The sequence below is a fragment of the Haloferax litoreum genome, assembly GCF_009674605.1.
Classification (GTDB): domain Archaea; phylum Halobacteriota; class Halobacteria; order Halobacteriales; family Haloferacaceae; genus Haloferax; species Haloferax litoreum.
In genome coordinates, this window is sequence record NZ_WKJO01000001.1 from 1,165,834 (window position 1) to 1,190,907 (window position 25,074).

23 protein-coding genes and 1 other RNA gene are annotated in these 25,074 nt (G+C 62.7%); 14 read left to right on the forward strand and 10 right to left on the reverse strand.

Going from position 1 to position 25,074, the window contains the following annotated elements:
- Positions 1 to 197: 197 nt before the first annotated feature.
- Complete coding sequence (locus tag GJR96_RS06040; protein ID WP_151162111.1) at positions 198 to 887, forward strand: helix-turn-helix domain-containing protein; 690 nt, start codon at positions 198 to 200, stop codon at positions 885 to 887.
- Positions 888 to 1,120: 233 nt separating this feature from the next.
- Here GJR96_RS06040 and GJR96_RS06045 read toward each other — a convergent pair whose 3' ends face one another.
- On the reverse strand, positions 1,121 to 2,245 hold the full coding sequence (locus GJR96_RS06045) for a hypothetical protein (RefSeq protein WP_151162112.1): 1,125 nt from the start codon (positions 2,243 to 2,245) through the stop codon (positions 1,121 to 1,123).
- Between the two features lie 60 nt (positions 2,246 to 2,305).
- On the reverse strand, positions 2,306 to 4,951 hold the full coding sequence (locus GJR96_RS06050) for a PAS domain S-box protein (protein ID WP_151162113.1): 2,646 nt from the start codon (positions 4,949 to 4,951) through the stop codon (positions 2,306 to 2,308).
- Positions 4,952 to 5,066: 115 nt separating this feature from the next.
- Between GJR96_RS06050 and GJR96_RS06055 the strand changes: the two genes are divergently transcribed.
- On the forward strand, positions 5,067 to 5,552 hold the full coding sequence (locus GJR96_RS06055) for a PaaI family thioesterase (protein ID WP_191965813.1): 486 nt from the start codon (positions 5,067 to 5,069) through the stop codon (positions 5,550 to 5,552).
- 18 nt (positions 5,553 to 5,570) lie between these two features.
- On the opposite strand, the gene GJR96_RS06060 is transcribed toward GJR96_RS06055, so the two are convergent.
- The gene (locus GJR96_RS06060) at positions 5,571 to 6,143 is read right to left on the reverse strand and encodes a cysteine hydrolase family protein (protein WP_151162115.1); all 573 of its coding nucleotides are present in this window, start codon (positions 6,141 to 6,143) and stop codon (positions 5,571 to 5,573) included.
- Positions 6,144 to 6,293: 150 nt separating this feature from the next.
- Between GJR96_RS06060 and GJR96_RS06065 the strand changes: the two genes are divergently transcribed.
- The 3 genes from GJR96_RS06065 (at position 6,294) to GJR96_RS06075 (ending at position 10,465) form a co-directional block, all read left to right on the forward strand.
- Positions 6,294 to 7,754, forward strand: coding sequence for an Hvo_1808 family surface protein (locus tag GJR96_RS06065; protein ID WP_151162116.1), 1,461 nt, complete (start codon positions 6,294 to 6,296; stop codon positions 7,752 to 7,754).
- Between the two features lie 59 nt (positions 7,755 to 7,813).
- The gene (locus tag GJR96_RS06070) at positions 7,814 to 9,238 is read left to right on the forward strand and encodes an Hvo_1808 family surface protein (RefSeq protein WP_151162117.1); all 1,425 of its coding nucleotides are present in this window, start codon (positions 7,814 to 7,816) and stop codon (positions 9,236 to 9,238) included.
- Between the two features lie 75 nt (positions 9,239 to 9,313).
- Positions 9,314 to 10,465 carry a nicotinate phosphoribosyltransferase gene (locus tag GJR96_RS06075; protein WP_151162118.1) on the forward strand — a complete coding sequence of 384 codons (1,152 nt, stop codon included), beginning with the start codon at positions 9,314 to 9,316 and terminating at the stop codon, positions 10,463 to 10,465.
- A 5-nt stretch (positions 10,466 to 10,470) separates the two neighbouring features.
- Here the strand turns inward: GJR96_RS06075 and GJR96_RS06080 are convergent, their stop codons facing one another.
- Together GJR96_RS06080 and GJR96_RS06085 are read right to left on the reverse strand one after the other, a co-directional pair.
- On the reverse strand, positions 10,471 to 11,496 hold the full coding sequence (locus GJR96_RS06080) for a phosphotransferase family protein (protein WP_151162119.1): 1,026 nt from the start codon (positions 11,494 to 11,496) through the stop codon (positions 10,471 to 10,473).
- A gap of 385 nt (positions 11,497 to 11,881) precedes the next feature.
- A complete protein-coding gene (locus tag GJR96_RS06085; protein ID WP_058570850.1) occupies positions 11,882 to 12,484 on the reverse strand; it encodes a TIGR00296 family protein in 603 nt (200 codons plus the stop codon).
- Between the two features lie 150 nt (positions 12,485 to 12,634).
- Here GJR96_RS06085 and rnpB point away from each other — a divergent pair.
- The 5 genes from rnpB to GJR96_RS06110 all read left to right on the forward strand — a co-directional run bounded on the left by rnpB (position 12,635) and on the right by GJR96_RS06110 (position 17,057).
- Positions 12,635 to 13,049: RNase P RNA component (gene rnpB / locus GJR96_RS06090), an RNA gene on the forward strand.
- Positions 13,050 to 13,135: 86 nt separating this feature from the next.
- On the forward strand, positions 13,136 to 14,308 hold the full coding sequence (locus GJR96_RS06095; protein ID WP_151162120.1) for a matrixin: 1,173 nt from the start codon (positions 13,136 to 13,138) through the stop codon (positions 14,306 to 14,308).
- A 65-nt stretch (positions 14,309 to 14,373) separates the two neighbouring features.
- Entirely contained in the window at positions 14,374 to 15,252 is an 879-nt protein-coding gene (locus GJR96_RS06100) for a hypothetical protein (RefSeq protein ID WP_151162121.1), read from the forward strand.
- Between the two features lie 56 nt (positions 15,253 to 15,308).
- Entirely contained in the window at positions 15,309 to 15,620 is a 312-nt protein-coding gene (locus GJR96_RS06105) for a hypothetical protein (protein ID WP_151162122.1), read from the forward strand.
- A gap of 204 nt (positions 15,621 to 15,824) precedes the next feature.
- Positions 15,825 to 17,057, forward strand: coding sequence for a digeranylgeranylglycerophospholipid reductase (locus GJR96_RS06110; protein WP_151162123.1), 1,233 nt, complete (start codon positions 15,825 to 15,827; stop codon positions 17,055 to 17,057).
- Between the two features lie 90 nt (positions 17,058 to 17,147).
- Here the strand turns inward: GJR96_RS06110 and GJR96_RS06115 are convergent, their stop codons facing one another.
- Positions 17,148 to 17,444, reverse strand: a complete 297-nt coding sequence (locus GJR96_RS06115) for a hypothetical protein (protein WP_151162124.1) — start codon at positions 17,442 to 17,444, stop codon at positions 17,148 to 17,150.
- A 94-nt stretch (positions 17,445 to 17,538) separates the two neighbouring features.
- Here GJR96_RS06115 and GJR96_RS06120 point away from each other — a divergent pair, with 94 nt between their 5' ends.
- On the forward strand, positions 17,539 to 18,771 hold the full coding sequence (locus GJR96_RS06120; RefSeq protein ID WP_151162125.1) for an MBL fold metallo-hydrolase: 1,233 nt from the start codon (positions 17,539 to 17,541) through the stop codon (positions 18,769 to 18,771).
- Positions 18,772 to 19,240: 469 nt separating this feature from the next.
- The gene (locus GJR96_RS06125) at positions 19,241 to 20,530 is read left to right on the forward strand and encodes a hypothetical protein (protein WP_151162126.1); all 1,290 of its coding nucleotides are present in this window, start codon (positions 19,241 to 19,243) and stop codon (positions 20,528 to 20,530) included.
- 11 nt (positions 20,531 to 20,541) lie between these two features.
- Here GJR96_RS06125 and GJR96_RS06130 read toward each other — a convergent pair whose 3' ends face one another.
- From GJR96_RS06130 to GJR96_RS06145, 4 genes are all read right to left on the reverse strand, one after another.
- Entirely contained in the window at positions 20,542 to 20,934 is a 393-nt protein-coding gene (locus GJR96_RS06130; RefSeq protein ID WP_151162127.1) for an SHOCT domain-containing protein, read from the reverse strand.
- A 190-nt stretch (positions 20,935 to 21,124) separates the two neighbouring features.
- Positions 21,125 to 21,400, reverse strand: a complete 276-nt coding sequence (locus GJR96_RS06135; protein WP_151162128.1) for a DUF7521 family protein — start codon at positions 21,398 to 21,400, stop codon at positions 21,125 to 21,127.
- Positions 21,397 to 21,684 carry a DUF7521 family protein gene (locus GJR96_RS06140; protein WP_151162129.1) on the reverse strand — a complete coding sequence of 96 codons (288 nt, stop codon included), beginning with the start codon at positions 21,682 to 21,684 and terminating at the stop codon, positions 21,397 to 21,399. Before GJR96_RS06140 ends, GJR96_RS06135 begins: the two co-directional genes overlap by 4 nt.
- A 2-nt stretch (positions 21,685 to 21,686) precedes the next feature.
- A complete protein-coding gene (locus tag GJR96_RS06145; protein WP_151162130.1) occupies positions 21,687 to 22,037 on the reverse strand; it encodes a winged helix-turn-helix domain-containing protein in 351 nt (116 codons plus the stop codon).
- Positions 22,038 to 22,161: 124 nt separating this feature from the next.
- On the opposite strand from GJR96_RS06145, the gene GJR96_RS06150 reads away from it, so the two are divergent.
- Both GJR96_RS06150 and GJR96_RS06155 read left to right on the forward strand, forming a co-directional pair.
- A complete protein-coding gene (locus tag GJR96_RS06150; protein WP_151162131.1) occupies positions 22,162 to 22,839 on the forward strand; it encodes a plastocyanin/azurin family copper-binding protein in 678 nt (225 codons plus the stop codon).
- 115 nt (positions 22,840 to 22,954) lie between these two features.
- Positions 22,955 to 25,063, forward strand: coding sequence for a sensor histidine kinase (locus tag GJR96_RS06155; protein WP_151162132.1), 2,109 nt, complete (start codon positions 22,955 to 22,957; stop codon positions 25,061 to 25,063).
- Positions 25,064 to 25,074 lie beyond the last annotated feature (11 nt).

Genomic DNA, 25,074 nt, shown 5'->3' on the forward strand with positions numbered 1-25,074 from the left:
GTGCGCGATTCCCGAGTTCTCAATCACCTGACGGCTTCCTTGGTACCCATTTGGCATTTAAATACATTTACTATGAAAGGTTCAATATCCGCAAATAATATGTGGTGATTTCCCTTACGTATCTGCGCTCGTGAGAAACAGCATGCTGCCCATCATTGAGTTGTGGGTGTCTTTCGAAATCCCACTCCCCCCGACTGATGCCTGACGACGAGACGTCCGCTGGCTACGAAGTCGAACTCGGCTTCCCCCTCGGTGATTCGTACTTGGGAACCGCGCTCGAAGACTCTGACCTCGAAATCACGTGTGTCCCGAGCGTTCCCGTCTCCGGTGACCCGGTTCCCTACTTCACCGTCTCTGGAACGGACGCCGACACCTTCGAAGACATCTTAGAGGCACACCCCAACGTCGAGTACTTCGAACTCGTCACCAGCAGGCCAGAACGGCGATTGTACCGCTGCCAGTGGCGACTGAAAGACCGTGGTCTCATCTCGACAATTCAGATGCACAACGGTATCGTTCGACGGATAGTCGGGACGAAAGATGGGTGGACTCTTTCGGTCTTCTTTCCGACCAACGACCACGCCGCACAGTTCCACAGTGCCTGCCTCGACCGGCGTCTCGAAATCGACGTCCGTCGCGTCGAACCCGCCAGTGTGGACGAGCGTCACCCCGCCACTTCCGACCTTTCGGAGAAACAACTGACGGCACTCGAACTCGCGTTCTCACAAGGGTACTTCGAGACGCCAAAAGAAGCCTCTCTCGGCGACATCGCCGACGACATCGGCATCTCTGAACAGGCGCTCTCCCAGCGAATCCGTCGGGCACTCAATCGCCTCGTCGCGTCGTCGATGGACGACACAGACCGCGAGTACTCACACGAAAAATAGGTTCACTCGCTACCGTGGCGCTCGGAAGCAGTGAACTACGTGGGGGATGTCAGTACGCCACTGTGATGGTGCCTCTGACAGCATCACGTTCTCTCATTGGTCGAATATACGTTCCTCTTGTTCAGACAAGCCATTTTTCACGAGAGATGCGACGCCCATCGTTCTTCGTCCCTCATCCCTCGTCCTTCATCACGACGACAGGCGACGAGTGGGTGGTCCGGGTGTGGCCGTGGTCACGCCTCGAAGTAGTCGAGATAGCTATCCACGAACGCGCGAACGTCTCCGTACGTCGGCGGGGTTCCGTTGCGGACGAAGTGGCCTGCGACGGCGTTTCCGACGACGAGTGCGTCCGCCCGCCCGAGGCCGAGGACGTGTCCGAGTGCGAGACCGGCGTTGAAGTGGTCGCCGGAACTCGTCGTGAGAACGGGGTCGTCCGTCTTCGGGACGCCGACGCTGACGATACCGTCGCCGTCAACGAGGTGTGCGGCGTCGATTCCGTGGCCCACGAACCGTGTGACTCCGAGGTGGTCGAACGCGGCGCGCGATTCGTTCTCGAAGTCACTCTCGTCGGCATCGCCGAGTTGTGCGAGATAGCGTGTCTCGTACCGGTTCGCAGAGACAACCACGTCCACCACGTCGTCTAGTGCGGACACTTGCGACACCCCTTCGGCGACGACGTCGGGTTCGCGCTTCCGAAGGTCACCGGGGTCTAACAAGAGCGTCTCCGGTGGGTTCGAGAGCGTCGGCCAGAGGTCTTCGCGAATGCCGCGTGCAACGTCGGGGAGTTCGGGCATCTCCGACCAGTACCCCATGCCGAGCAGTTCGGCCCCGTCGACGAGTTCGGCGAGGCGGTCCAGTCCGACGCGAGCGTCGATGTCCGCCCAGTCGAGCGTCATCAGTGCGCCAATCTCCGTGAGCATCAGTTTTCCGTCGCCGAACTCGACGGCGTCGGTGTACCCCGGTGCCCCGAGCGTTTCGAGCGGGTAGTCGCCGAACTCCTCGGCGAACGGTTCTTCTGGCGGGTCACCGAGGCACCCGACGATTGCTGGGTCGAACCCCATCTCGCCGAAGGCCCGCGCGAGGTGACTCACGTGACCACCCGTCCGGACACCGTCTTGTATCCACTCGAAGGAGAGCGAACTCTCGGCTTCGACAGACGCGTTCACACGCTCGGAGAACGCCGCTAACGTCGGGACACGCTCGTACTCCTCGGCGGACTGTCGCTCGGAGACGAACTCTCGAACACGGTCGATGTAGCCGTCGAATCCGAAGACGACGCGCCCTCCATCGACCCTCTGTGGCAGGGTGGCGCGACAGGATTCGACCGCCTGTCTCGTCGCTTCGTCTGGTCGGTCCATGCCTCGGACTTCGAAAGGCCCCGAATTAGGTGTTTACGCTGACGGCGACGTTCGCAGGGGTTACGACTCGTCTTCGGTCGTGATTTCGAACCGCGCGCCACCGTCGCGACTCTCGTCGAACCAGATGCTCCACCCGTGGGCGTTGATGACGCTCTGGACGACGCTGAGGCCGATGCCAGTCCCGTCTGTGCTCGTCGTGAACCCCGCTTCGAAGATTCGCGGGCGTGCCGACGCCGGAATCCCCGGCCCGTCGTCTGCGACGTAGAATCCAGACCGGTCGTCCAGGGGGCCAATTCGGACGGTCACGTCGTCGCCACCGTGCCGAATCGCGTTCGAGACGAGGTTTTCGAGGAGTTGCCGTAGGCGGCCTCGATGCGCGCGTACGTCTTTGTCCCCCTCGATATCGAGCGTCGCATCCGGTGTGTTGGACGCGGCGATGTCCCACGCCTCTGTCGCGACCGCTTCGAGCGACAGCAGTTCGACTTCGTCGATGGTCTGCCCGTTTCGAGCGAGCGTCAACACGTCCTGAATGATCGACTCTATCCGGTCGTGCGCGTCGGCGACCCGTTGCAGTTCGTCGGAATCGTGTTCTTCCCGAGCGAGTTCGAGGTACCCTTCTGCGACGTTGAGCGGATTCTGTAAGTCGTGTGAGACGACCGACGCGAACGACTCCAGTTGCTCGTTCTGCCGGGCGAGTTCCTGTTCGCGTCGACGGAGGAGTTGCTCGCGTTCGACCCTGTCGAGTGCTGCGCGTGTGTTCGACGCCAGCACTCTCGCCAGCGTGACGCGCTGGTCTGCGAGTTCGCCCGGTTCGAGCGACCCGACGAAGAACACCCCGTAGTCGGGGATGGGGACAATCAACTCCTCTGCGATGTCGGTGTCCGGGTTGTAACGCTGTGGGTTCGACTCGACGTCGTCGTAGAGACGGTGTTCTTGGGATTCGAACACCTCCCACGAGAGACCCGTCCCTCGCGGAAGCGTCGGTATCTCTCCGAACTCTTGCATCGCTCGTTCGGTGAACGTCGTCGGAACGAGTGCGTCGAGCGAGTCGTCGTACAGGAGGACGCCGCTGAGTTCGTAGTCGAGTACCTCGACGGCGGCATTACAGACTTCCTCGGCGACGGCCTCTTTGCTCGTCGCCGCGCTCAACCGCCGTGTCGACACGTGGAGCGCGTTGAGTCGCTCTTCGTATCGTTTGCGTTCGGTGATATCGGACGAGAGGCCGACAGCACCCGTGACCGTCCCTGCGTCGTCGGTGATTGGCGTGATGGTGAACTCGATGACGCGTTCGCTGGTGGGTGACGAGAGCGACAGTTCGAGGCGCTCACCGGTACTCTCGCCAGTGAGGATGTCGTCGAGCGCGGCATCTATCTGCGCGTACTGGTCGTCGTCGAGCAGGCCGTAGTCCTTCGTGACCGAGATGTGCTCGCCGACGAGCGTCTCGGGAGACACGCCGACCCGTTCTGCTGCGGCCTCGTTGATGTACCGAATCGTCCGGTCTGCGTCAGCGACGTAGGCCCCCTGGTGGATGCTCTCGACGATTGTCTCGTAGCGCTGCAGGCGACGTTCGTAGGTTCGCTGTTGGGTCACGTCGCGTGACGTGACGACGAACCCGCCGACGACCGTATCTGCTTGGTTCGCGGCTACCGACTCGAGCCATCGCCACGACCCGTCTGCGTCACGGTGTCGGTACCGAATCGGCTCTCTGGTACCCGTCCCGGACTCTAGCGACTCGTCGAACGCTGTGGTGACTGCATCCCTGTCGTCCGGGTGGACCAGGTCCTCGATGTGCTTGCCGACTAGTTCGTCTTGGTCGAACCCGAGAGTTGTCTCGATGGACGGACTCTGGTACTTGACCCGCCCGTCGGTTCCGACGAGCGTCACGACGTCCTGGGCCAGTTCGATGAGACTCTGGAATCTGGCCTCAGTCGCCCGTTGCTCTGTCACGTCTCGCATCGTGACGACGACACCGTAGTCTCCGTGATATCGGATATCTTGGACGGTCACCGAACACTCGTGAACGTCGCCGTCGGTGTCGACCACGCGGACGTCGTAGTTCGTCGGAACGTCCTCTCCGCGGCGGCGACGCTCCGAGATGTCTGCGACCTTCTGCCGGTCGTCGGGGTGGATGATGTCCAAGACGGCGTTCTCTGCGAGTTCGTCGTCGTTCAGCCCGGTCAGTTCGGTGAGTCGACGGTTCCAAAACTGGAAGTCGCTGTCCTGGCCGATGAAGATGGCGTCGTTGCTCTGTTCGACGATGAGTCGATACAGCGAGTCACCGTCCCGAGACGTGGTCGCCCACTGCGAGAATTCGATGGCGCGTTCGAGACGGGCGGCGAGTGCGCTGGTGTCGGTGGTTGCAGCAGCGCGCTCGATGCCGATTCCCCCGCCGCGGACGGCGGTCGCAGTGGCACGTTCGGATTCGTCGACGAGGACGTAGACTGGAACCGGTCCCACGTGGTCGCGGACCTTCGAGATAAATTCGGCGTCGGAGTCAGCGTTGGCAACAGCGTCGGGTGTCTCGTCGCCCGCACGCTGGTCGGGGGGACAGACGCCATCGACGACGACACCGCCGACTGTCTCGTCGAGTACGTCGAAGACGGCGCTTCGCTCGCTCAGCGTCTCGGCGGATAGCCCGCGTCGTTCGATGCCGTCTCTGAGGAGAGCGGCATCCTCGCCAACGAGAAGGACGCGGGAATCGTTCATACAGGTACGATTTTCGGGGCCGATAAATATCTCACGCCCTCGATTGTCGGCGACGTCCCAGTCCACCGAGACGCGGACCGTCGGTTACATGCGTTCTCGAATAATCGTTCGTGATATGACCGACGAGTTCCCTGCCGACGCCGCGGCTATCGTCCAGCGGCACATCGAGGACGAACACGGCTATCTCTCGTGGCTCAATACGCGGGTCGATGCCATCGAGCGTGGCCGTATCGTGATGACCATCCCGTACGACGAGAAACTCACGAACACTGTCTCACCGCCGACCATCCACGGCGGTATCGCGGCGACGCTCATCGACACGGCAGGCGGCATCGCACTCCGAACCATGCTCGACAACCCACTCTCGGGAGGCGTCGCCACTATCAACCTCAACGTGAACTACCTCCGTCGCGCGTCGGGTGACCTCACCGCCGTCGCAGAGGTGGTTCGCGCGGGTGGGAGCGTCGGCGTCAGCACCATCACCGTCGTCAGTACCGACCCGAAGGACGACGCGGAAGTGGCGAGACGACAGTCGCCGTCGACCGACTGGGACGACGCCGTGGCCACCGGGCAGGGCGCGTATCGACTCTTCCGCGACTGAACTGTTCTCCCTCTCGCCTCACTCGAATTCGATTTCTCCGAGCGTCGTCGTCTCGCCGAACAACCAGTCTGCGTGGTCGACGGCGTACTCCTTGTGCGACTGTTCGATGTAACCGAGGGCGTCCGTGACGAGAATCGGTCGATAGTCGCGGAGCCCGGCGCTTCCGGCAGTGTGGAGGACACAGACGTTTGCGAGCGTGCCGCAGATGAGCAGGTCGTCGACGCCGTGGGAGTCGAGCCACCCCTCCAGTTGCGTCTGGTAGAACGCGTCGTAGGTGTGTTTCTCGACGACCAGGTCGCCGTCTCGCACGTCGAGCGCGTCGAGCAACTCGGCGTCCCACGTGCCCTCGACGACGTGTTCGCCCCAGCGGTCGAACTCGTCGTAGTAGTGAGCGTCGTCGAACTGCTCCGGTGGGTGCACGTCTCGCGTGTAGACGATGCGTGCGCCCGCTTCGCGGGCCGTCGAAACGAGGTCGGTGACGGCCTCGACGGCCGCGTCGCTCGCGGGCGAAAAGAGGCACCCGTCCGGGTGACAGAAGCCGTTTTGCATGTCGACGACGACGACTGCAGTCCGTGTCGGGTCGAGTGCCATACGTGGCCGTTGTGCCGGGACGACCAAAACAGTACGCGCGGTGTTCGGTCGTCTTCTGTCACCTCGGCCTCGCCACCGACCCGACGTAATCCGTCGGTTTCGCCGAACGTATCAGACAAGGTACTTCCCTCAGGAGGCTAAGAGTATGGTATGCGAACGACTGGCTACCGTGCCATCTTCGTCGCTGCTCTCTTGGTCCTCGCTGGGTGTGCTGCCCCCTCCGCGGCACCCGGTGCAACGAGTGGCGACACGTCTCCACCCGTGACGCCGGACCCCGACAGAGAAGGCTTCTCCGACCCCGACCGGGACGTCCTCGGGTGGGAGAACGGGTACTGGTACGACGAACCGATTGCAGTCGACCAGTCTGACGGCCTCAACGACTCCGAACTCGAAGCGTACGTGGCCCGTGGGATGGCGCGCGTCGAACACATCCGGGAACTCGAATTCCAAGAGTCGGTCCCCGTGAACGTCATCTCTCGTGACGACTACCGCGCCGACAACGCCAACCGCTCTGGGTCGCCGGACTCCGAGTTCAACCGCTGGAACGACCAGGTGTGGGAAGCGCTCTTCATCACCGGTGAGTCACAGGGCAGTGCAGACGCAATCTCGGAGACGACCGGAAGCGCCGTCCTCGGGTTCTACTCGCCGAGCGACGACGAAATCAAAATCGTCACCGACTCCACTGGCGCGCCGACCATCGACAACGCGACGCTGATTCACGAACTCGTCCACGCACTCCAAGACCAGCACTTCGACCTGACCGACGAGCGCTACCGCGGACAGACCCAAGACGGTGACCTCGCCATCGACGGTGTCGTCGAAGGCGACGCGAAACTCGTCGAACTCATGTACACAGACGAGTGCGAGTCCGGTGCGTGGGACTGCGTGGCCACGCCCGCCGCGGGTGGGTCCGGCGGGTCTGGCGGAAGCGGTGGTGGGCCGAACCTCGGCATCCTCCTCACTATCTTCCAACCGTACTCCGACGGCCCGGTCTACATGAACAGTATCTATCAGGAGGGTGGCTGGGACGCCGTCAACGACAAACTTCGCAACCCGCCCGTGTCGTCCGAACAGACTATCCACGTCACAGACGAGACGCCGACCCCCATCACGTTCGACGACGAGGGCACGAACGGGTGGACGACGTTCCCCAATCAGGGCGTCGAGGGGTCCGACACCGTCGGTGAGGCGTCTATCTACGCCATGTTCTGGTATCAGGCGCGGACGACCGGTGCCGAGACGGTGCGTCTCCAGACCATCGTCGAGACTGACCAGCAGTACGATACGTACAACTACGCCGCCGCGCCCTCTGACGGGTGGGGTAACGACCGGGTGTTCCCGTACAAGAACGACGCAGGGTCCGAGACTGAGTACGGGTACGTCTGGGTGACCCAGTGGGACTCCGACGGTGACGCCCGCGAGTTCCACGACGCGTATCTGAACATCCTCGACGCGAACGGCGCGACACAGCAAGCAGACGGCGTCTACGTCGTCGAGGACGGAGAGTTCAACGACGCCTTCCGCGTCGTCCGAAGCGGTGACCGAGTCGTCGTCGTCAACGGCCCGACGCCCGCCGACGTGGACGAGATTCGGCCGAGTCTCGCGTCCTGACGTTTCGACCAAACGCGTCCCGCCGTGACGCTTTTTCCTTCCTCTGTCCTTCACTCTCTATGAACCGGCCTCGCCTCGCCGCGCTCCTCTCGGCGCTTCTCCTCGTCGTCTCGGGGTGCGCCGCGCCCGTGATGAACCCCACAGCGACACCAGACGACGGTGCCGCGAGTGAGTGGACGTGGCCCGACGACCCGCCAACAGACCGACTCGGGTGGGAGAACGGGTACTGGTACAACGAGTCCATCGACGTGGACCAGTCTGACGGTCTGAACGCGACCGAACGCGAGGCGTTCGTCTCGCGAACGATGGCCCGCGTCGAAGTCATCCGCGAACTGGAGTTCACCGACCCCGTCCCCGTGGATGTCATCTCGCGCGCCGAGTACCGAAACGAGTCCGACATCGGCGACCCCCCCGAAAACGAGTCTGAGGCCCTTCACGCTGACTGGAACGACCAGGTCTGGGAGTCGCTCTTGTTGGTCGGCGAGGACCGGACTATCACCGAGGTGTTCGGTGACCTCTACGGCGGCGCAGTCCTCGGCTACTACTCTCCCTCGAAGGACCACATCGTTCTCATCAGTACCGACGGCGACCCGGTCATCGACCGGCGAACGCTCGCGCACGAACTCCACCACGCCTTGCAGGACCAGCACTTCGGCCTCGACGAGTCGCCGCCGACGCAGGACGAGCAACTCGCCGAGAACGGTCTGGTCGAAGGCGACGCGCGATACGTGGACCGACTGTACGAGGAGCGCTGTGCGGCGGAGTGGGAGTGCGTGGCCCGCCCGCCCGGTGCCGGGGCGTCCAGTGGGTCGTTCGACTACCCGGTCTTCTTGACTATCTACGCGCCGTACAGCGAGGGTCCAGAGTTCGTCACCGACCTGCGCGAACGCGGCGGATGGGAGGCAGTCGACGACGCCTACGCGAACCGGCCAGTCTCGACGGAACACATCTTCCACCCCGAGACGTACCCCGACGAACGACCAGTCGAGGTGACCATCGAAGACCGCTCGTCGGCCGAGTGGGCCAGATACGACCACGACCCGGTGGGCGACACCGTCGGCGAGGCGTCCATCTTCGCCATGTTCTGGAAACACGGTGCCATCGACAAGCAGAACCTTCAGCGTAACACGGGCAACTACTCGGCGTACAACTACTCTTCGGGCCCATCCGCCGGGTGGGCCGGTGACCTCGTCGTTCCGTACCGACCCGCCTCCGACGCCGACGCGACGGCGGACCCAGACCGCCGCGCCTACGTCTGGAAGACGGTCTGGGACACCGAAGAAGACGCACGGCAGTTCCAGACGGCGTACCTGACGTACACGCTCAAACTCCGCCTCGGGGCGACGTACGCCGCCGAAAACACCTACGTCGTCGAAGACGGTCCGTTCGCCGACGCGTATCGCGTGACGCGAGACGGCGACACGGTCACTATCGTGAACGCGCCGACTGTCGAGGAGTTGGACGCGGTCCACAGACGAGCATAGATTGAAGAAAAATCCTCTTCGACTGCTCGCTCCGATTATGCACCTTTTTCATCGGGCGCGCGGAATCGACGACCAATGACTGAGTTCGACATCGTCGGTCCCGAGGCCATCCGCGAAGGCGTCGCGACTGACGCCTACTTCGAGCGGACCGAGGCCACCCTCCGACACGCGGGCAAGAACCCTCGCGTCGTCGCCGAGGTGACAGCGGACCAGTTCCCCGACGGGGACTTCGAGGTGTTCGCCGGTGTGAAAGACGCCGCGGCACTCCTCGAAGGACACGACGTCGACGTGGACGCCATGTTCGAGGGCCAACTGTTCGACGGCGGCCCAGTGATGCGAATCGAGGGCGACTACCTCGAATTCGCTCGCCTCGAAACCTCACTCCTCGGATTCCTCTCGCACGCCTCCGGGTGCGCGACTGCCGCACTCGAAGCGCGCGTCGCCGCGCCAGACACCCCCGTCTTGTCCTTCGGCGCGCGCCACGTTCACCCGTCTATCGCCGCGATGGTCGAACGGAGTGCGCTCGTCGCGGGCCTCGACGGCTTTTCCCACGTCGCCGCGGGCGACATCCTCGGGAAGGAAGCGTCGGGGACGATGCCGCACGCACTTCTCATCGCCTTCGGGCGCGGAAATCAGGCGGACGCCTTCCGCGCCTTCGACGACGCGGTGCCGGAAGACGTGCCGCGTGTCGCACTCTGTGACACCTACGGCGACGAGACCGAGGAAGTCCTCCGCGCAGTCGAGACGCTCGGTGACGACCTCGACAGCGTCCGACTGGACACCACCTCGTCGCGCCGCGGCGACTTCCGCCACATCGTCCGCGAGGTCCGCTGGGAACTCGACGCACGAGGACACGAGGACGTTGGTATCTTCGTCAGTGGGGGCCTCGGCCCCGCCGAACTGCGGCACCTCCACGACGTGGTCGATGGATTCGGCGTCGGTGGGTACATCTCGAACGCCAACCCTGTCGACTTCGCACTCGACATCGTCGAAGTGAACGGCGAACCGGCGGCCAAGCGCGGCAAACTCTCCGGCGTCAAGCAAGTCTACCGCACGACCGACGGCGGACACCACGTCGGTCTGCGTGGCCGACCCGGCCCGACCGACGGCGAGTCACTGCTCGAACCGTTGATTCGTGACGGTGAAGTCGTCCGCGAGTTCGACCTCGACGCGGCGACCCGACGGACCCACGAAGACGCCGAGACAGTCGGATTCGGCGAGGAGTAGGTTCCTCACCCGAGAATATCTGTAATCTCTGCAGCGATGGCGGTTCCCCGTTCCTGATAGGTTTCACTTCCCGGTTCGTACCAGAACGGCAATCCCCCGACAGACCGACCCATCGCAATCAGTCGATAGAGGTCGCGGCCGGGCATCTCCGCCGAGAACGGAAGCGGGTCGTAGAGCGCTTCTTTGACGGCACTCGTGTCGGAGGTGAATCGCGTCAGGAGGTACTCTACGTTCACTGCCGCGAATTCGGCGGGTGCTAGCTTCGCCCGTTCGAGGTCGATAACGCCCGTTACCCCATTGAGTTGTTCGGGCGGAGTGCCATCGGGACTCAGCAAGTTCTGTGGGGAGAAATCCGTGATGACGACCGACTGGGCGGGCGTCTCCGGGAGGCGGTTGGCGTTCGCACGAAGATACCTCCTCACGTCAGGGACCACCGATTGGACCGCTTCGTGTGATGGTGGGTTCGAGTACAGTTGTGCGGCGTAGTCGAGGAACCACGAGCGACAGTCGTCGTACTCTCCCACCGCACATGGCCCCTCGTGGCGTCGTTCGTGGCTTCGAATGTATCCGTATCCCGCGGCAGCGTGGTCGGGGAGTGTCGCGGATGCGCCGATGACTTCTCCGAGGAGTCGAACCGCATCTGGGTCAGTGACGCGCGCTGTATCGAGGAACCCTGCGGCGAGTTCTTCACCCGGCAGAAACTCCATACCGATAGCCGGTGGTGTGGTCTCGTCGTCCAGTACGGCTCCGTACAGAGTCGGAACCGGAAGGTCAGTGTACGCGCCGAGCAGGCGGTATGCCGCGATGCCGGCGCGAAAGTGTGCCCGCGTCGAGTACGTCGCAAATTTCACGACCAATTTCGGTTCCGTCGAGTGGCGAGGAGTGACGAGGTACACCTCGTTGAACCCAGTAGAGACCGACTCGATGGTCCACGCGCCCGGCGGTGAATCGTCGCGTACGGGAATCGAATCGAGTTGTCGAAGGACGTGAACGACATCCGACGGGTCGGTCGTCGAATTCTCATTTTCCATACTGGGCTGACTCCGTGCGTGGGGATGGTCGATGCGTGCTGGCTGTCTTCGTCGTGTGGTTGTGTTGCTCGTGTGCCATCGTGGCGTATCGTATCGATGTCGCTGTTCGGTCAGCAATCGGTACAGAACGAGTCGGTCGGTTTCGACGGCCAGCGTCTGACTGCTATCTTACCAGCACATCAAACGTGAGCGGGTCCACCCGACGCTGTGGAGTCGTACACGCATCGGATTGACCACTCGGAACACGATTCAGTCTTAAAAAGCAACTGGTAAAAATGTGAGGGTGGAGACAGTACGCCTCACCAGCGCCGAGAAAACCGCACATGCACCGCTGTGTCTGCAAACGACGTGGCAATCAACTGTTGCGTAAAATTGCTCGGTGAACTTACAGCGCTTCGACGCTGCCGCCGTCGTCACGCTCGCGGAAGACCTGCCCTTCGAAGAGCGTAATCATGGTGTCGTCGTCCTGCCACGCCAGCGGCGAGAGGCCGGCCTTGCGGCAGGCGTTCGTGAGGAACTCTTCTTTCGACCAACCGAGCTCGAGTGGAAGCGTCGGGTACATCCACCCGTGGACGCCGCCGGCGTCGATGGCGACGCCGTGTTTCCCGAGTTCGATATCCGCGACAGGGTCGTTAGTCAGCGTATAACTGTTCACGATGCAGACGGAGATGTTGAGGTTCGGAAGTTCCGGTGCCTCGATTTCCGTCTGACAGGAGTCGCCGGACGATGCCTTGATGGCGGCGTCGACGATGGCGTGCCCCAGTTGGTCTTTGCCGCGATACGCCCCTGCACAGCCCCGAAGTCGACCACGCCCACGTGTCGACTTGATACGCACGAACGCCCCCGTTCGTGCGTAGAAGGCATCTCGCATGCTGCCCGGTTGTTCCCGTTGCCCGTGAAGAACGTACGATTCGACCGATTCCCGCGCCAGTTCGACCGCCCGCGCCCCATCCTCGTAGGTGAGGTGTACGGTCTGCGCCTCGGACATATTACTATTCAAGGCCTGTGGTGACTTCAACGCTTCCCTCGAATGTTAATCGATTGTTAGGTGGGTTAATGTCCACATAAGTACCCATATACGGGTCGTTCGACCGGACCAATCGAACCGCTTATCCGACGGACGCGGCTACAATACCTCGGCAGAGAGAGCCCAGTTCCCGTGCCCACTTCGGGCATGAGGAAAGTCCCCCCACCGTCTGGACAGGTGACCGGGCGCAAGCCCGGAGTCGGAGACGGCTGGCTCTGGAACAGAAACGACACCCCTCGACCCGACCGATGATGCGCGCGCGGCGGCCACCGGTCGCCGGCGGTGCGTCCGAGGTAACTCGGTCGCACGCGAACCGACCCGTGAGGGAAGGGAGATAACCCGCGAAGGGAAGACGGTCGAGAATGGATGGAACGGTGAATCCTCACCGGTGCAAGTCCGCGCCGTGAAGGTAGTCCGGACGGCACGCTCGGGTTCACCCGACGTGCCCTCGGGTTTCGACCCGAGAAGGACGCGGACGCTTAGCCGAATGCTGGGACGAACAGAAGGGGGCTTACTCCTCTCAGCCGATTTCGACCAGTGAGCGACTGCGCTGTCTCGTCACCCGTCTGACGAGGACAAACCTTCTTGCCATCTCCCCGCCCCTGTTCGCGTATGCGTGGTCTCCCGATTTTTGTCGTCCTCCTCGTGGCTCTTGCCGGGTGTACGGCACCGGTATCGCTAGACGGTGATTCGCCGACAACCGTCACTCCGACAGCGACGTCGACGCCGACGCCGGCGACACCAGTCTCGACCACCGATTCGACGGAGACCACACCAACGCCATCGACGACGGCCGAGACGACGACATCAGTATCCACCACGTCACCGCCAGCGACAGAGACGACAGCGCCACAGACCACGACGGCGGAACCTGAGGTAGTAACGACGTACCCGCCCGCGTCGGGATATGGTCCGTGGGGGTCTGACCCGGTTATCATCGAGGTACGTGCGCCGAACGACGGGCGAGATTACGAGACACTGGTCCGAGAGGCGACAGTGTTCTGGGAGCGAAACGACGCGCGGTACCTCGGCTACGAAGTCGAATACGCGGTGTCGTCCGACGTTCGAAATCCCGACATCATCCTCCAGTTTTCGGACACTATCCCCGAGTGTAGTGGACAGGCCGACGCCGTCGGGTGTGCTCCCTACATAACCGATGCCAGCCAAATCGACCGCCCGGAGACGGTCTACGTCAAGACGGGATTCGGTGACGATTCGACGGTCGAAATCGTCGAACACGAGTTGGGCCACACGCTCGGCCTCGCCCACGGCGACGAACCGGCCGACCTGATGAACGCGACGGGCATCCTCTTCACGCTCCCCCGGACGGACGCGACCGAGAAGGCGTTCCCGTGGGACGACCCGGAGTTCACCGTCTACGTGAACGAATCCAACGCCAAAGACCCCGACGGAGCACGCGAGCAGGTCGGACACGCCTTCGACTACTACGCTGCGGGTGCACCGGGAATGCCCGACAACCTCTCCTTCACCTACGTCGACGACCCCAAGGCCGCGGACGCACACATCTCGTTTTCCGACACCTCTCCGTGTGGGGCGGGGGCCGCTTCGTGTGCTGCCGTCACCGGATACGACCCCGACGGCGACGGCGCACTCGAGACCTACGACAGTTTCCGAATCGTCCTCGTGGACCTCGATACCGAGGCAGTCGGATGGCACGTCGGATACTGGACGGCCCACTACCTCGGTGCAGAAGACGACGCCGACAAACCTGACCCCTTCCAGAACGCCACGTACACCGAGCGTCGCAGTGAGTGGTGGGCCTAAGTCGAGCGGATAGTCGCTCGCGACGCGACGTGAATTGAAGTATTATCGAGACGAACGTCGGTGATGTGTCTCCCTCTGCGTCACGGTCGCCGCCGCCGACAGTCGTCTCGTGGTCGCGTCGCGACCAGCGCCGACTTGCCGATAGCCTCCGGTATGGCGCGACTGGTCTCGTCGGGGGAACGATTCTCGTCGCCCTCACTCTGGTCGCCGTCGCTGCCGCCGGTGCGGTCCGAACGGGGGAGTACAGACTCGTCGCGTTCGTGGTTCTGGCGCTCGTCTTGGGTGGGCCGTTCTCGCTCGTCGTCCTCGCGGTAGTCGCGTCACGAAGTCGACTACGAGACCTGTTTCCGGGCCTCGACGCGCTTCGACTCGGACCACTCGTCCTCGCAAGTGTCGTCGGTGCTGCTGCGGTGTTCGTCGCGTTCCGGTACCCACCGGTGTTGTTCGGGTACCTCGTCGCCGGTTTGCTCGCCGCCGTCGTCGTCTCGGCCCGGAACGCGTCCGGAACCATCGACGTCGAGACGGGGACGCTCGTCGTCCCGACGGGTACCGGCGAAGAACGGGTGTTCGACTTGTCGGGCCTCCGCTCTGTCACTAGACACCGAGTCGGCGGTGTCGTCGTATTTCGTCTCCGATTCGTCGGAACCAGAGGGTTGTCTGGCCCATCGTTCGTGTCGGTTCCCGCGGAGCGTGCCGAGGACGTCCGGGCGGCGTTCGAGGCCATCTCCAACCGGACGAGCGACGCGTCGGGCGTCTCCTCGGCCGCATCGGCCGTTCTCGCTGTCTTCGGTGTCGGGACACTCGCGCTGGCGGTCGGTTCGTTCGTCCTGTTCTCTCGTGGATACTCCGCCGCCGGGCGAACGGCCCTCGGAGTCTACGTCCCGTCGTTTCTGGCCTTCTTCGGTGTCTTGTTCCTCTTCGTCGCCGTCCGGTCACGTCGGTGAGTCCCTCCGGGTGATGTGGCCGAGCCATTCTTTGTCACAGGCCACATAGAGCGAGTGTGATTCCCACCGATAGGCATGACAACCAACACTCCTCGTTCGACGAGGAATCGTTCCGTGAGGCTCTCGCGGAGTTCGGGGGCACCGACGCGGAGCGCCGGGTCGTCGCACGCCAAGCCCGCGACCTCGCCGACTCGGGGCAAGCCGAAGCAGACCGTGGTGCGGCACTCACGTCCGACGAAATCATCCGAAACCTTCGCGACGCGCCCGAAGGAAGTCCGGCGACGCGCTGGAACTGGTGGCTCGGTGCACTCGAAGCAGCCTACGGGAGTTATCGAGAGTTCCAAGTTCGGCGTATTCCCAAGGCCTGACTCCACGTCCTCGCCCACATCGATTCCTGTTCTGTATTCCCACGGTCGAACTCACGGACACCACACAATTCTGTCGTCACGTGGAGGACGAACGCCAACATATTCACCACTGGGTGAGCGTTCAAAACCAAAGCAGATTACACGCTCGTTTCAGAAAGAGTGTGTAGCGCGTACGAACAACCTACCGGTGATGCCTACTCTACAATGACAGACAACTATGACGTGATTATTGCAGGTGCGGGCCCTGCGGGTGGACAGGCGGCACGAGACCTCGCCTCGCGCGGGTACGACGTGTGCGTCCTCGAGACCGAATCCCGAGACGAATTCCCCTCGCGGAGTAACAAGTCCACTGCAGGGACGTTCCCCTCGACGATGGCCTCTTTCAACATCCCGGACGACGTCGTCATGCACTTCACCGACGACGTAATCTTGGAGTCTCCGAACCACCACTACCGCCGACACCAACCCGGCGCAGTCCTCGAGTTCGCCGACTTCAAGAACTGGTTGGTCGAGGAGTCCGAAGCAGACGGTGCCGAGTACCGCTTCGACGCTCGGGTCTCCAAACCGATTATGGAGGGTGGCGAAATCGTCGGCGTCCGATACAACGGAGACGAAGAAGTCTACGGTGACATCGTCATCGACGCGACTGGCCCGAGCGCACCGTTGGCGAAGGCGCTCGACGTCTGTAACCTGCGACGGGAGAAACAAGCAATCGGTATCGAATACGAGTTCGAAGGGATGAACCTCGACCCCGATGGGTACGCAGACCTCACGGACACGATGATGCTCCGTCTCGACCACGACATGGCTCCGGGTGGCTACTCGTGGATTTTCCACACCGGCGAGGACACCGCGAAGGTTGGCGTCTGTTACATCCAGAACGACGGGCACCGAACCAACGCCAAGTCTGGATTCACCATCGACGACTACCTCCAGTACTGGGTCGACACCGACCCCCGATTCGAGGGCGCCGAGCGCATCGCGGGCAAACAGCACCGCGGGTCCGCACACATCCAACTCCCCGACCGGATGAGCACGGACAACTTCATGGCTATCGGCGACACCGTCCCGACGGTCGACCCACTCTGGGGCGAGGGCATCGACAAGTGCATGCGCTCCGGTCGTGCCGCCGCCGTGACCGCCGACCGCACACTCATGCACACCAACCGCGACACGTCCGCGTCGGAACTCGCCATCTACGACCAACTGTGGCGCGAGCGTGTGGCACCGAAGGTGAAAAACCGACTGTTCATGACGGAGATGCTCTATCGCGCGTCCAACGAACGCTACGACGCACTACTGAAAGACCTCCACCGCTTCTCCGAAGAAGAGTTAGACGCCGCAAACGGCGGCAACCCACTCGCGATGTTCCGGATGCTGAAGCTCGAAGACCTCTCTATCCTCGCTTCGACGGCGAGAGACTGGTTCTCGAACTAATCTGACTACACCTCACGCCTGGCCGCAGGCGTAGACGTCTCGTCCGACGCTCTCTTCTCGCCAACACTGTTGACTCCGGTTCTTCGTCGGTCACTCGCGTCCGTCGAGCACTGCGAGTGCATCGTCGAGGGCGGCACGTGCCGCGGCGACGTGTTCGTCAGCCTCGTCGTCTTCGGTCGCTTCGACGTTCGACAACAGGTGTTCGACGTGACCGAGGCGGGTTCGAACGACGTCGTCCGGGGGGAGTGGACCGACGGTCAGGTCACCGGTGACGGCCTCCGCTTCGCCAAGCCACCTGCTCGCATCTTCTCGAACGGGACGCGTCGCCGTCGCGGCGAGGTGGTCGTGGAGCGTCGTCACCAGCGAGTCGAGAGTGCCGTCGACCATACGCTACGAGAGGCCCTCGACGGAGAAAAACGTCAGTTCTCACCCGCCGACCGGACCGACGGGCAAAAGCCCCTCCAGTCGGTACGGGCCACCAATGCAACTTCAGTTCCTCGGCGGGGCCGGGGAAGTCGGTCGCAGCGCGATTCTCGTCAACGACTCGCTGCTACTCGACTACGGGATGATGACTGGGAACCCACCGCAGTTCCCCGTCGGGTCTGTCGACCCGGACGCCATCGTCGTCTCTCACGGCCACCTCGACCACGTCGGGACGGTCCCTGCGCTCCTCTCCGGTTCCGAGTGGCCGGCAGTCCACTGGACGCCGCCAACGTACGAACTCGCGCTCACGCTCGCGCGCGACACGCTCAAACTCCACGGCGGGACCTACGATTGCCCCTTCACCGAGACCCACATCCGCCGGATGACACAGCAGTCCGAACCCCACGACTACGGTGAGACGTTCGAGGCCGCCGGGCACGAGGTCACGTTCTACAACGCGGGGCACATCCCCGGAAGCGCCCACGTCCTCGTCGACGATGGGGAGACGCGCTTGCTCTACACCGCGGACTTCCACACCGACGACCAGCGTCTCGTCTCGGGAACGACCGACCGCCCGGACGCGGACGTGGTCGTCTGCGAGTCCACCTACTCGGACGTCGAACACGAAGACCGGGCGAGCGTCGAAGAACGGTTCGTCGAGTCGGTTCGGACGACCATCTGGCAGGGCGGCACCGTCGTCGTCCCGGCGTTCGCTATCGGTCGGACACAGGAGATACTGATGGTCCTCGACGCCCACGACATCGACTGCTACGTGGATGGGATGGGGACACAGGTGCTGAAGATGCTCCGCAATCATCCGGACTACGTCCGCGACCCGACTGCGCTCAAGCGGGCGAAGTCGAACGCGCGAATCGTCTCGGGGCGTGACGGCCAGCGTCGCCGTATCGCGCGACAGAATTCGGTCATCGTCACGACGAGTGGGATGCTCTCTGGCGGGCCGGCGATGACGTACATCCCGGAGATTCGCCAGGACCCGACGAACAAAATCTGTCTCACCGGGTATCAGGTCGAAGGGACACCCGGCCGCGAACTCGTCGAACGTGGCAGATGCGAACTCAACGGCGGCGTGGTTCCCGTCGCCGCCCGCGCCGAGATGTACGACTTCTCTGCCCACGCGGACAAACACGGCCTCCGCGAGTTTCTCGCCGACTACCGTGAGACGCCCGTCTTCGTCAACCACGGCGACCGCTGTGCAGCGTTCGCCGAAGAACTCCAGACTGATGGATTCGAGGCAGTCGCTCCCGACGTCGGCGCTGTCGTCGAAGTCTAGCTCGTCTGAAAAATCGGGACTCGGTTACGCAGGCTCGTCGTCTGACTCATCTCGAATCGACCGACTCGCAGCGACACACGCCGAGACGCGGAGCCGGGTTCGTTGCGGCCGGAAACGCTTGAATACGCTGAGTGGACCACCTGATGACGAGTTCGAAGCCATACTTTTAGGTTGGCCTAAATAATGATAGTCGTTTCGGTCAGCAGTCGTCGGAGCGTGACGCGTCTCGTGAACGCCGAGAGTGACGCTCGTCTGTCTTCTTTTCTTCTCTTTTCTTCTCTTCTCCCCTCTCCATTCCGTGCGGACAAACCGCTTGAACCCCCGTCTCACGCCACCTAGGCTGTGTCTAATGGTGTCATAGATTCTATAACTATGGCGGTTCCTCGCCTCTATCCTGTCGTTCAGACGAGAACTTCGGTCTCGTTCTCGTGCGATAGCCCGCTTGACCGCCCCTGCTCCCCGTCACTCGATGGTTCCCATTCGCCTCGTCGTCGTCGTCGCACTCCTCAGTCTTCCAGTGACGGCCGGTGCGGCGGTTTCGTTTTACCCTGCTGCCGTGGTTTCGTCGTTCGACGCCAACACCGGTGACGTCCCAGTGGTGGTGGACCTCTCCAGCGAGGCAGAGCGAACGCCCATCGAAACACTCGACGACGCCGAGTCGTACGTGACAGTGCCCAGTACCGCCAGTGTGGGTACGTCAACGCTAGTCCCCGAACCGACGTGGACGGACACCGACGCCGACGGCCTCACCGACCGTCTGGAAGTGTCGCTCGGAACGGACTCGACCGCCGCAGACACCGATTCCGACGGTCTGGACGACTGGACCGAGGTACTCAGACACGACACTGACCCACTTGACGCCGATTCGGACGGCGATTCTTTCTTCGACGGTACCGAACACCGACTCGGCCTCGACCCGACTGTCCCAGAGCGTCCATCCACGCTCGACACGGACGGAGACGGCCTCCCAGACGATATCGAACGGCGCATCGGGACCAACCGTACCGTCGCCGACACTGACGGAGATGGCCTCAGCGACGGGGCGGAAGTGTACGGCGCGCCGCGACAGTTCCCTGACGCTGACCCACTCCACAAGGACCTCTACTTCGAAGTCGACGCGTACCACACGGTCACGGTGAATCAGACGGCACTCGACCGAACTGCGGCATTCTTTGCGTCGGCACCGGTGGACAACCCCGACGGGACAACCGGCTTTGCGGTTCACTTCGTCGTCGACGAGACAGACCTCACGACGCCTCCGGCGGCGAACGTGCGTGACAACGGCGCAGTCACTGCGCACTTCGACGGGGCGGCGCGCGGGTACCTGTACATCTACCTCGCCGAAACCGTCTCCATCGGTGACCGTGGCGTCCGCGCCTCCGCTAACTACGGTCGCATCGCCATGGCGGGAGACGACCAGACTGACCGACTGTACGTCCACGAGATTGGTCACCTACTTGGCGTCCACGGGAGCGACGGCCCCGGCGTGGACTCCTACGAGGCGTCGGTCGACGAGTATCCGAGCATCATGTCCTACGAGTACCTCAACTCGAACCGAAAACTCCGGATGGCGGCGGGAGACGAATCGCCGAAGTCGAACGACGACTGGGACGACATTAGTCGGCGATTCGCCCGGTGGATAGACACCGCTGGCCTCGACTCGGAACCCGTCGCGAATCGACAGACTGCGTCGGATACGGCTCCACCCTCGCAGGCAACCGACCGCCACACCCGCGAGCAGCACGCTCGATTCCGCTGATTTTCAGGTCGTCAGTCTCGGCCACGCTCCCGTTCGAGACGGGCCTGTCGCCGGTCGAACTCTTCGTCATCGATGTCGCCGCGGGCGTACGCGCGCCGGAGTTCCTCGAGGGCGTCGTCGCCGCCGTTGTCACCGCTTACGACGCGGAACAAGAGGATTCCGCCGCCAGCCAGCACCGCGAGGACGAGCAGTTGGCCGAAGAGGCCCATGCCCCACATCCACCACGGGACGGACCCGCCGGTGCCACCGTGCATCCACGTGTCGTGCATCCATCCGCCGCCCCACCCCATCGGTCCCATACCGAAGACCCCGGACATCCCGAGGAGTGCGGGGAAGACGAATAGTGCAACGAGCGCGAGCAATACGATTCCAATGAGTCGCGTTGAAGATTGTGTCGTCGTCATATGCGTGTCACCTCGGCGGCGCTCCGCCGTCTACACATATCCTTACGTGTTCGACGTTTACGTCGTTTGTTGCTCTGTTGTTGGGCATTCCTCCACACGCTACCTTTGGTATCGAAAGCCCAGATGGTGTTCGAGTTTGCAAATGGGGGCTCGATGACCCGACATCCGCCGATCGGAGACGGTTCAGTGTTCACTCCACGAGCGAACGGAGCAAGACGATGAACCCGGCGGCGATAGCGAGACTCTCGACGGTGTGGACCTGCGTCAACGTGAGCGACGCCACCTGAAAGAGGACACCTTCGACGAAGACGCCGACAGTGATGAGTCCGAATCCGGCCGTCGCAGCACGGAGGTGCGCCGCACCGGTGGTTCGGTACGCTCGGTACGCGACACCCGTCGTTGCGATACCGACGACCAAGAGGACGAGGCGAGCGACGACCAGAACGCCAGTCCACACGTCGATCACGACTCGTCACCATCGATGCCGATACCGTACAGTGAGTAGAGGACCGAGAGCATGCCGAGCGCCACGACGCCCGTCTGGATAGTTCCAGCCTGAAAGAGCGACAGGCCGACGACTTCGAAGAGGACTCCCTCGAGGACCGCGCCGAAACTGATGAGCAAGAATCCGATGGCGACGAAGAGCATCGGTTCGCTGTCGTACTCGGCGTACCCTTTGTACGCTTGATACGCGATGAGGAACCCGAGCGCCATCGTGACGAGTTTTGCCACGACGAGTTCAATGTGCATACTCACTGCCTCCTGATGTCGTCCCAGATTTGCGTGAATCGCTCGGCAGGCGACGGTTCCACGTCGGTGTCGACGCGTATCTCGCCGTCGACCACGTCGATGTCGAGGTGCGTGAGTTTCGCCTCGTAGACGCTGTGGTGACTCCCGTCTGCGACGAGTTCGGTCTGCTCGACGAGTAAGTCGTGGGCGAGCATGTCGTCCAGTCGCCGATAGACCGTCGACTGTGCGACCCCACAACGCTCACTGAGGTCCTTGACGGACTGCGGTTCGAGACTCGCTGCGGCGAGAATCGACCGAACGTACTCGTCGCCGAGGAGGTCGAGCAGTTCGTCGGAATCTTGAGAGCCTGCCACACGCTTCTCACCAGAAGGTGGCTCGGTTTCCTACTTAAACCCTCTCCGGATTTGCCGACCCAGCAAAACAGCAGTGCTTCATAACCACTACCGAATCCAACTCTCACGTGTCGGGTGACCTATCATGACTGACCAACTCTCTCGGCGGCGCGTATTGAAGGCAACCGGCGGTCTGGCCGTGCTTGGCTTCGCCGGGTGTACCGGCAGTGCTGCACCGGACGCAGAAGACGACGGTTCGCACGACGAATCGAACCACACCGAGGAGTCGCACACCGAAGAAGCGACCACCGAGGAGAACGGCGACCACCACCACGAGGGTGGAACTATCGGTGACCCCGCCGAACACGCGACGGTCACGATGGTGACCGAAGACGGGGAGTACCACTTCCACCCGCACGTCGTCCACGTGGAGGAAGGTGGGACCGTCACCTTCGAACTCGAAAGTGGTACCCACACGGCGACGGCGTACCATCCCGACAACGACGCTCCGCGTCGCGTTCCCGAGGGGACCGATGCGTGGGACAGCGGGATGCTCTCGGAGGGCGGTGCGACCTACGAGGTGACGTTCGACACGGCCGGCGTCTACGATTACTACTGCGTCCCGCACGAGGCACTGGGGATGATTGGTAGCGTCGTCGTCGGCGACGCTCCCCTCGACGGCCCGGGGATGTCGGCACCGTCTGACGAGATTCCCGAGGATGCCCACGGGAAGATTACCGAACTGAACGAGATGGTCGAACACGGGGTCGGTTCCGGTTCCTCTGGCCACGACGATGGCCACGACGATGGCCACGGAGAGTAGTCACTGCGGACCTTCCTGAGGGTCCTCGTCTTTCCTGTCTCTTCGACCCACACGCTCGTTCTCGCGCCGTCGCACCGTCCGGTTCATACTTGACCTAGGATTGCGTCTCACCGGTATGTCCGGTAGAGTGAACGTTCTCGTCGTCGCCGAGAACGAACCAGTCTGTGAGCGTCTCGCGGCGTCCCTCCCTTCGGCAGTTGGCGACCAGACAACGACTGTCCACGTCGAGACTGCCGAGAGCATCGACGCTGCACAGACGACGCTCGAACACTCGCGTGTCGATTGTCTCGTCGTCTCGACGGAACTGACGAACTCCGAGGGAGAACCGCTCGCCTCTGCGTTGCGCACAGACGGTGTCCCACTCGTCTCGTTCGAACGGCCGAATCCGTCTTCTCTCGATATCGAAAATCTGGGACAGGTCGTCTACGATGCGGTCCAGAACACGGTCGGGTCGTTGGACCACCGAGCACTGTTCGAGGCAGTGAACGTCGGCCTCGCCGTTCGCGACCCAGACACGCTCGAACTGGTGGATATCAACCAGCACTATCTCGACATCCTCGGTACCACCCGGGACGACGTCATCTCGACGGCACCTGTCGAACTCACTGCCGACGTTCCGGGGTTCTCACGAGCAGACGCTCGCGCGGAAGTCGAACGCGCAATCGAGACGGGGACGAACGTGTTTCCGTGGCCAATCGAGCGACCAGACGGTGACCTCGTTTGGCTTCGAGTGAGTCTCTCGATTGCGGAACTTTCCGGGCATCGACGCCTCGTCTCGACGGTCCAAGACGTGACCGACGAACGGGTTCGCGAACGGGACCTCGAAGCGCTCAAGAGTGCTGTAGATTCGGTCGACGCCGGCATCGCACTCACCGAAGGAGATGGTCATACCTACATCAACGAGACTGGCGCGCACATCTGCGGGTATCCCGATTCCGAGTCGATGGTCGGTCTCTCGTGGCACGAACTCCACACCGAATCCGAGGCACAGCGACTTCAGGAGGAACTCTACTCCTCACTCGACCAGATGGGACGGTGGCAAGGTGAAGCGACGATTCAGCGGCCCGACGGAACGTCCGTTCCGGTTCGTCTCTCTGTCACCTCCCTCTCAGACGACCGGAACGTCGTCGTGTTTCAAGACCTCTCCAAACAGAAAGCACGCGAACGAGAACTCGAACGCAGTCGCGACTTCCTCGAACGGACTCAGCGCATCTCGAAGGTCGGCGGGTGGGAACTGGACCTCGAGGACGAGACGCTCGAGTGGACCGACCAGACGAAGCACATCCACGGGGTTCCGTTGGACTACGACCCGTCGCTCGACGACGCGGTTTCGTTCTACGCCGCAGACGAACGAGACGTGGTTCGTGAACTGGTCGAGCGGTGCCGAAACGAGGGGGCCGCGTGGGAAGACGACTTCCGCATTGTCACCGCCGACGGGACGGAACGCTGGGTTCGGACGCGCGGCGAACCGGTCATCCGGAACGGTCGCGTTGCCGCCCTTCGTGGGACGATTCAAGACGTTACGGCGCGCCGGTCCCGCGAACGCGAATTAGAGCGCACCAACGCCGAGTTGGAGGCGCTCAATCGCATCATCCGGCACGACATCAGAAACGACATGGCCGTCATCGTTGGCTGGTCCGAGTTACTCGAAGACCACGTCGACGACGAGGGGCGTGATATCCTCTCGCGGGTCCTCTCGACTGGGCGACACACCATCGAGATAACCGAGGTCGCTCGTGACCTCATCGAGACGATGAGTGGGGGCGCAGTCGAGACGCGCCCACTCTCACTGGCTGAGACGCTGAACCGCGAACTCGTCGTCCGGCGCGAGGCGTTTCCGAAGGCGACTATCGAAGTCGACGGGGAGGTTCCGGACGTCGCCGTTCGCGCGAATCCGCTTCTCACCTCGGTGTTCGGAAACGTCCTCAACAACGCGATTCAACACAACGGCGACGACACGACTGTCACTATCTCTGTGGACGTAGACAACGACGACGAGGTTGCTATCGTCCGAATCGCGGACGACGGAGTCGGTATCCCCGACAACAGAAAGTCGGTCGTCTTCGGGAAGGGTGAGAAGGGATTGGAGAGTTCGGGAACGGGCCTCGGACTCTACCTCGTCAACAAACTCGTCGAGTCGTTCGGCGGACGGGTCCTCATCGAGGACAACGACCCGTCAGGAACCGTCGTCGTCGTCGAATTACCACTCGCGACGGCGGCGTAAGGACGCGAAGT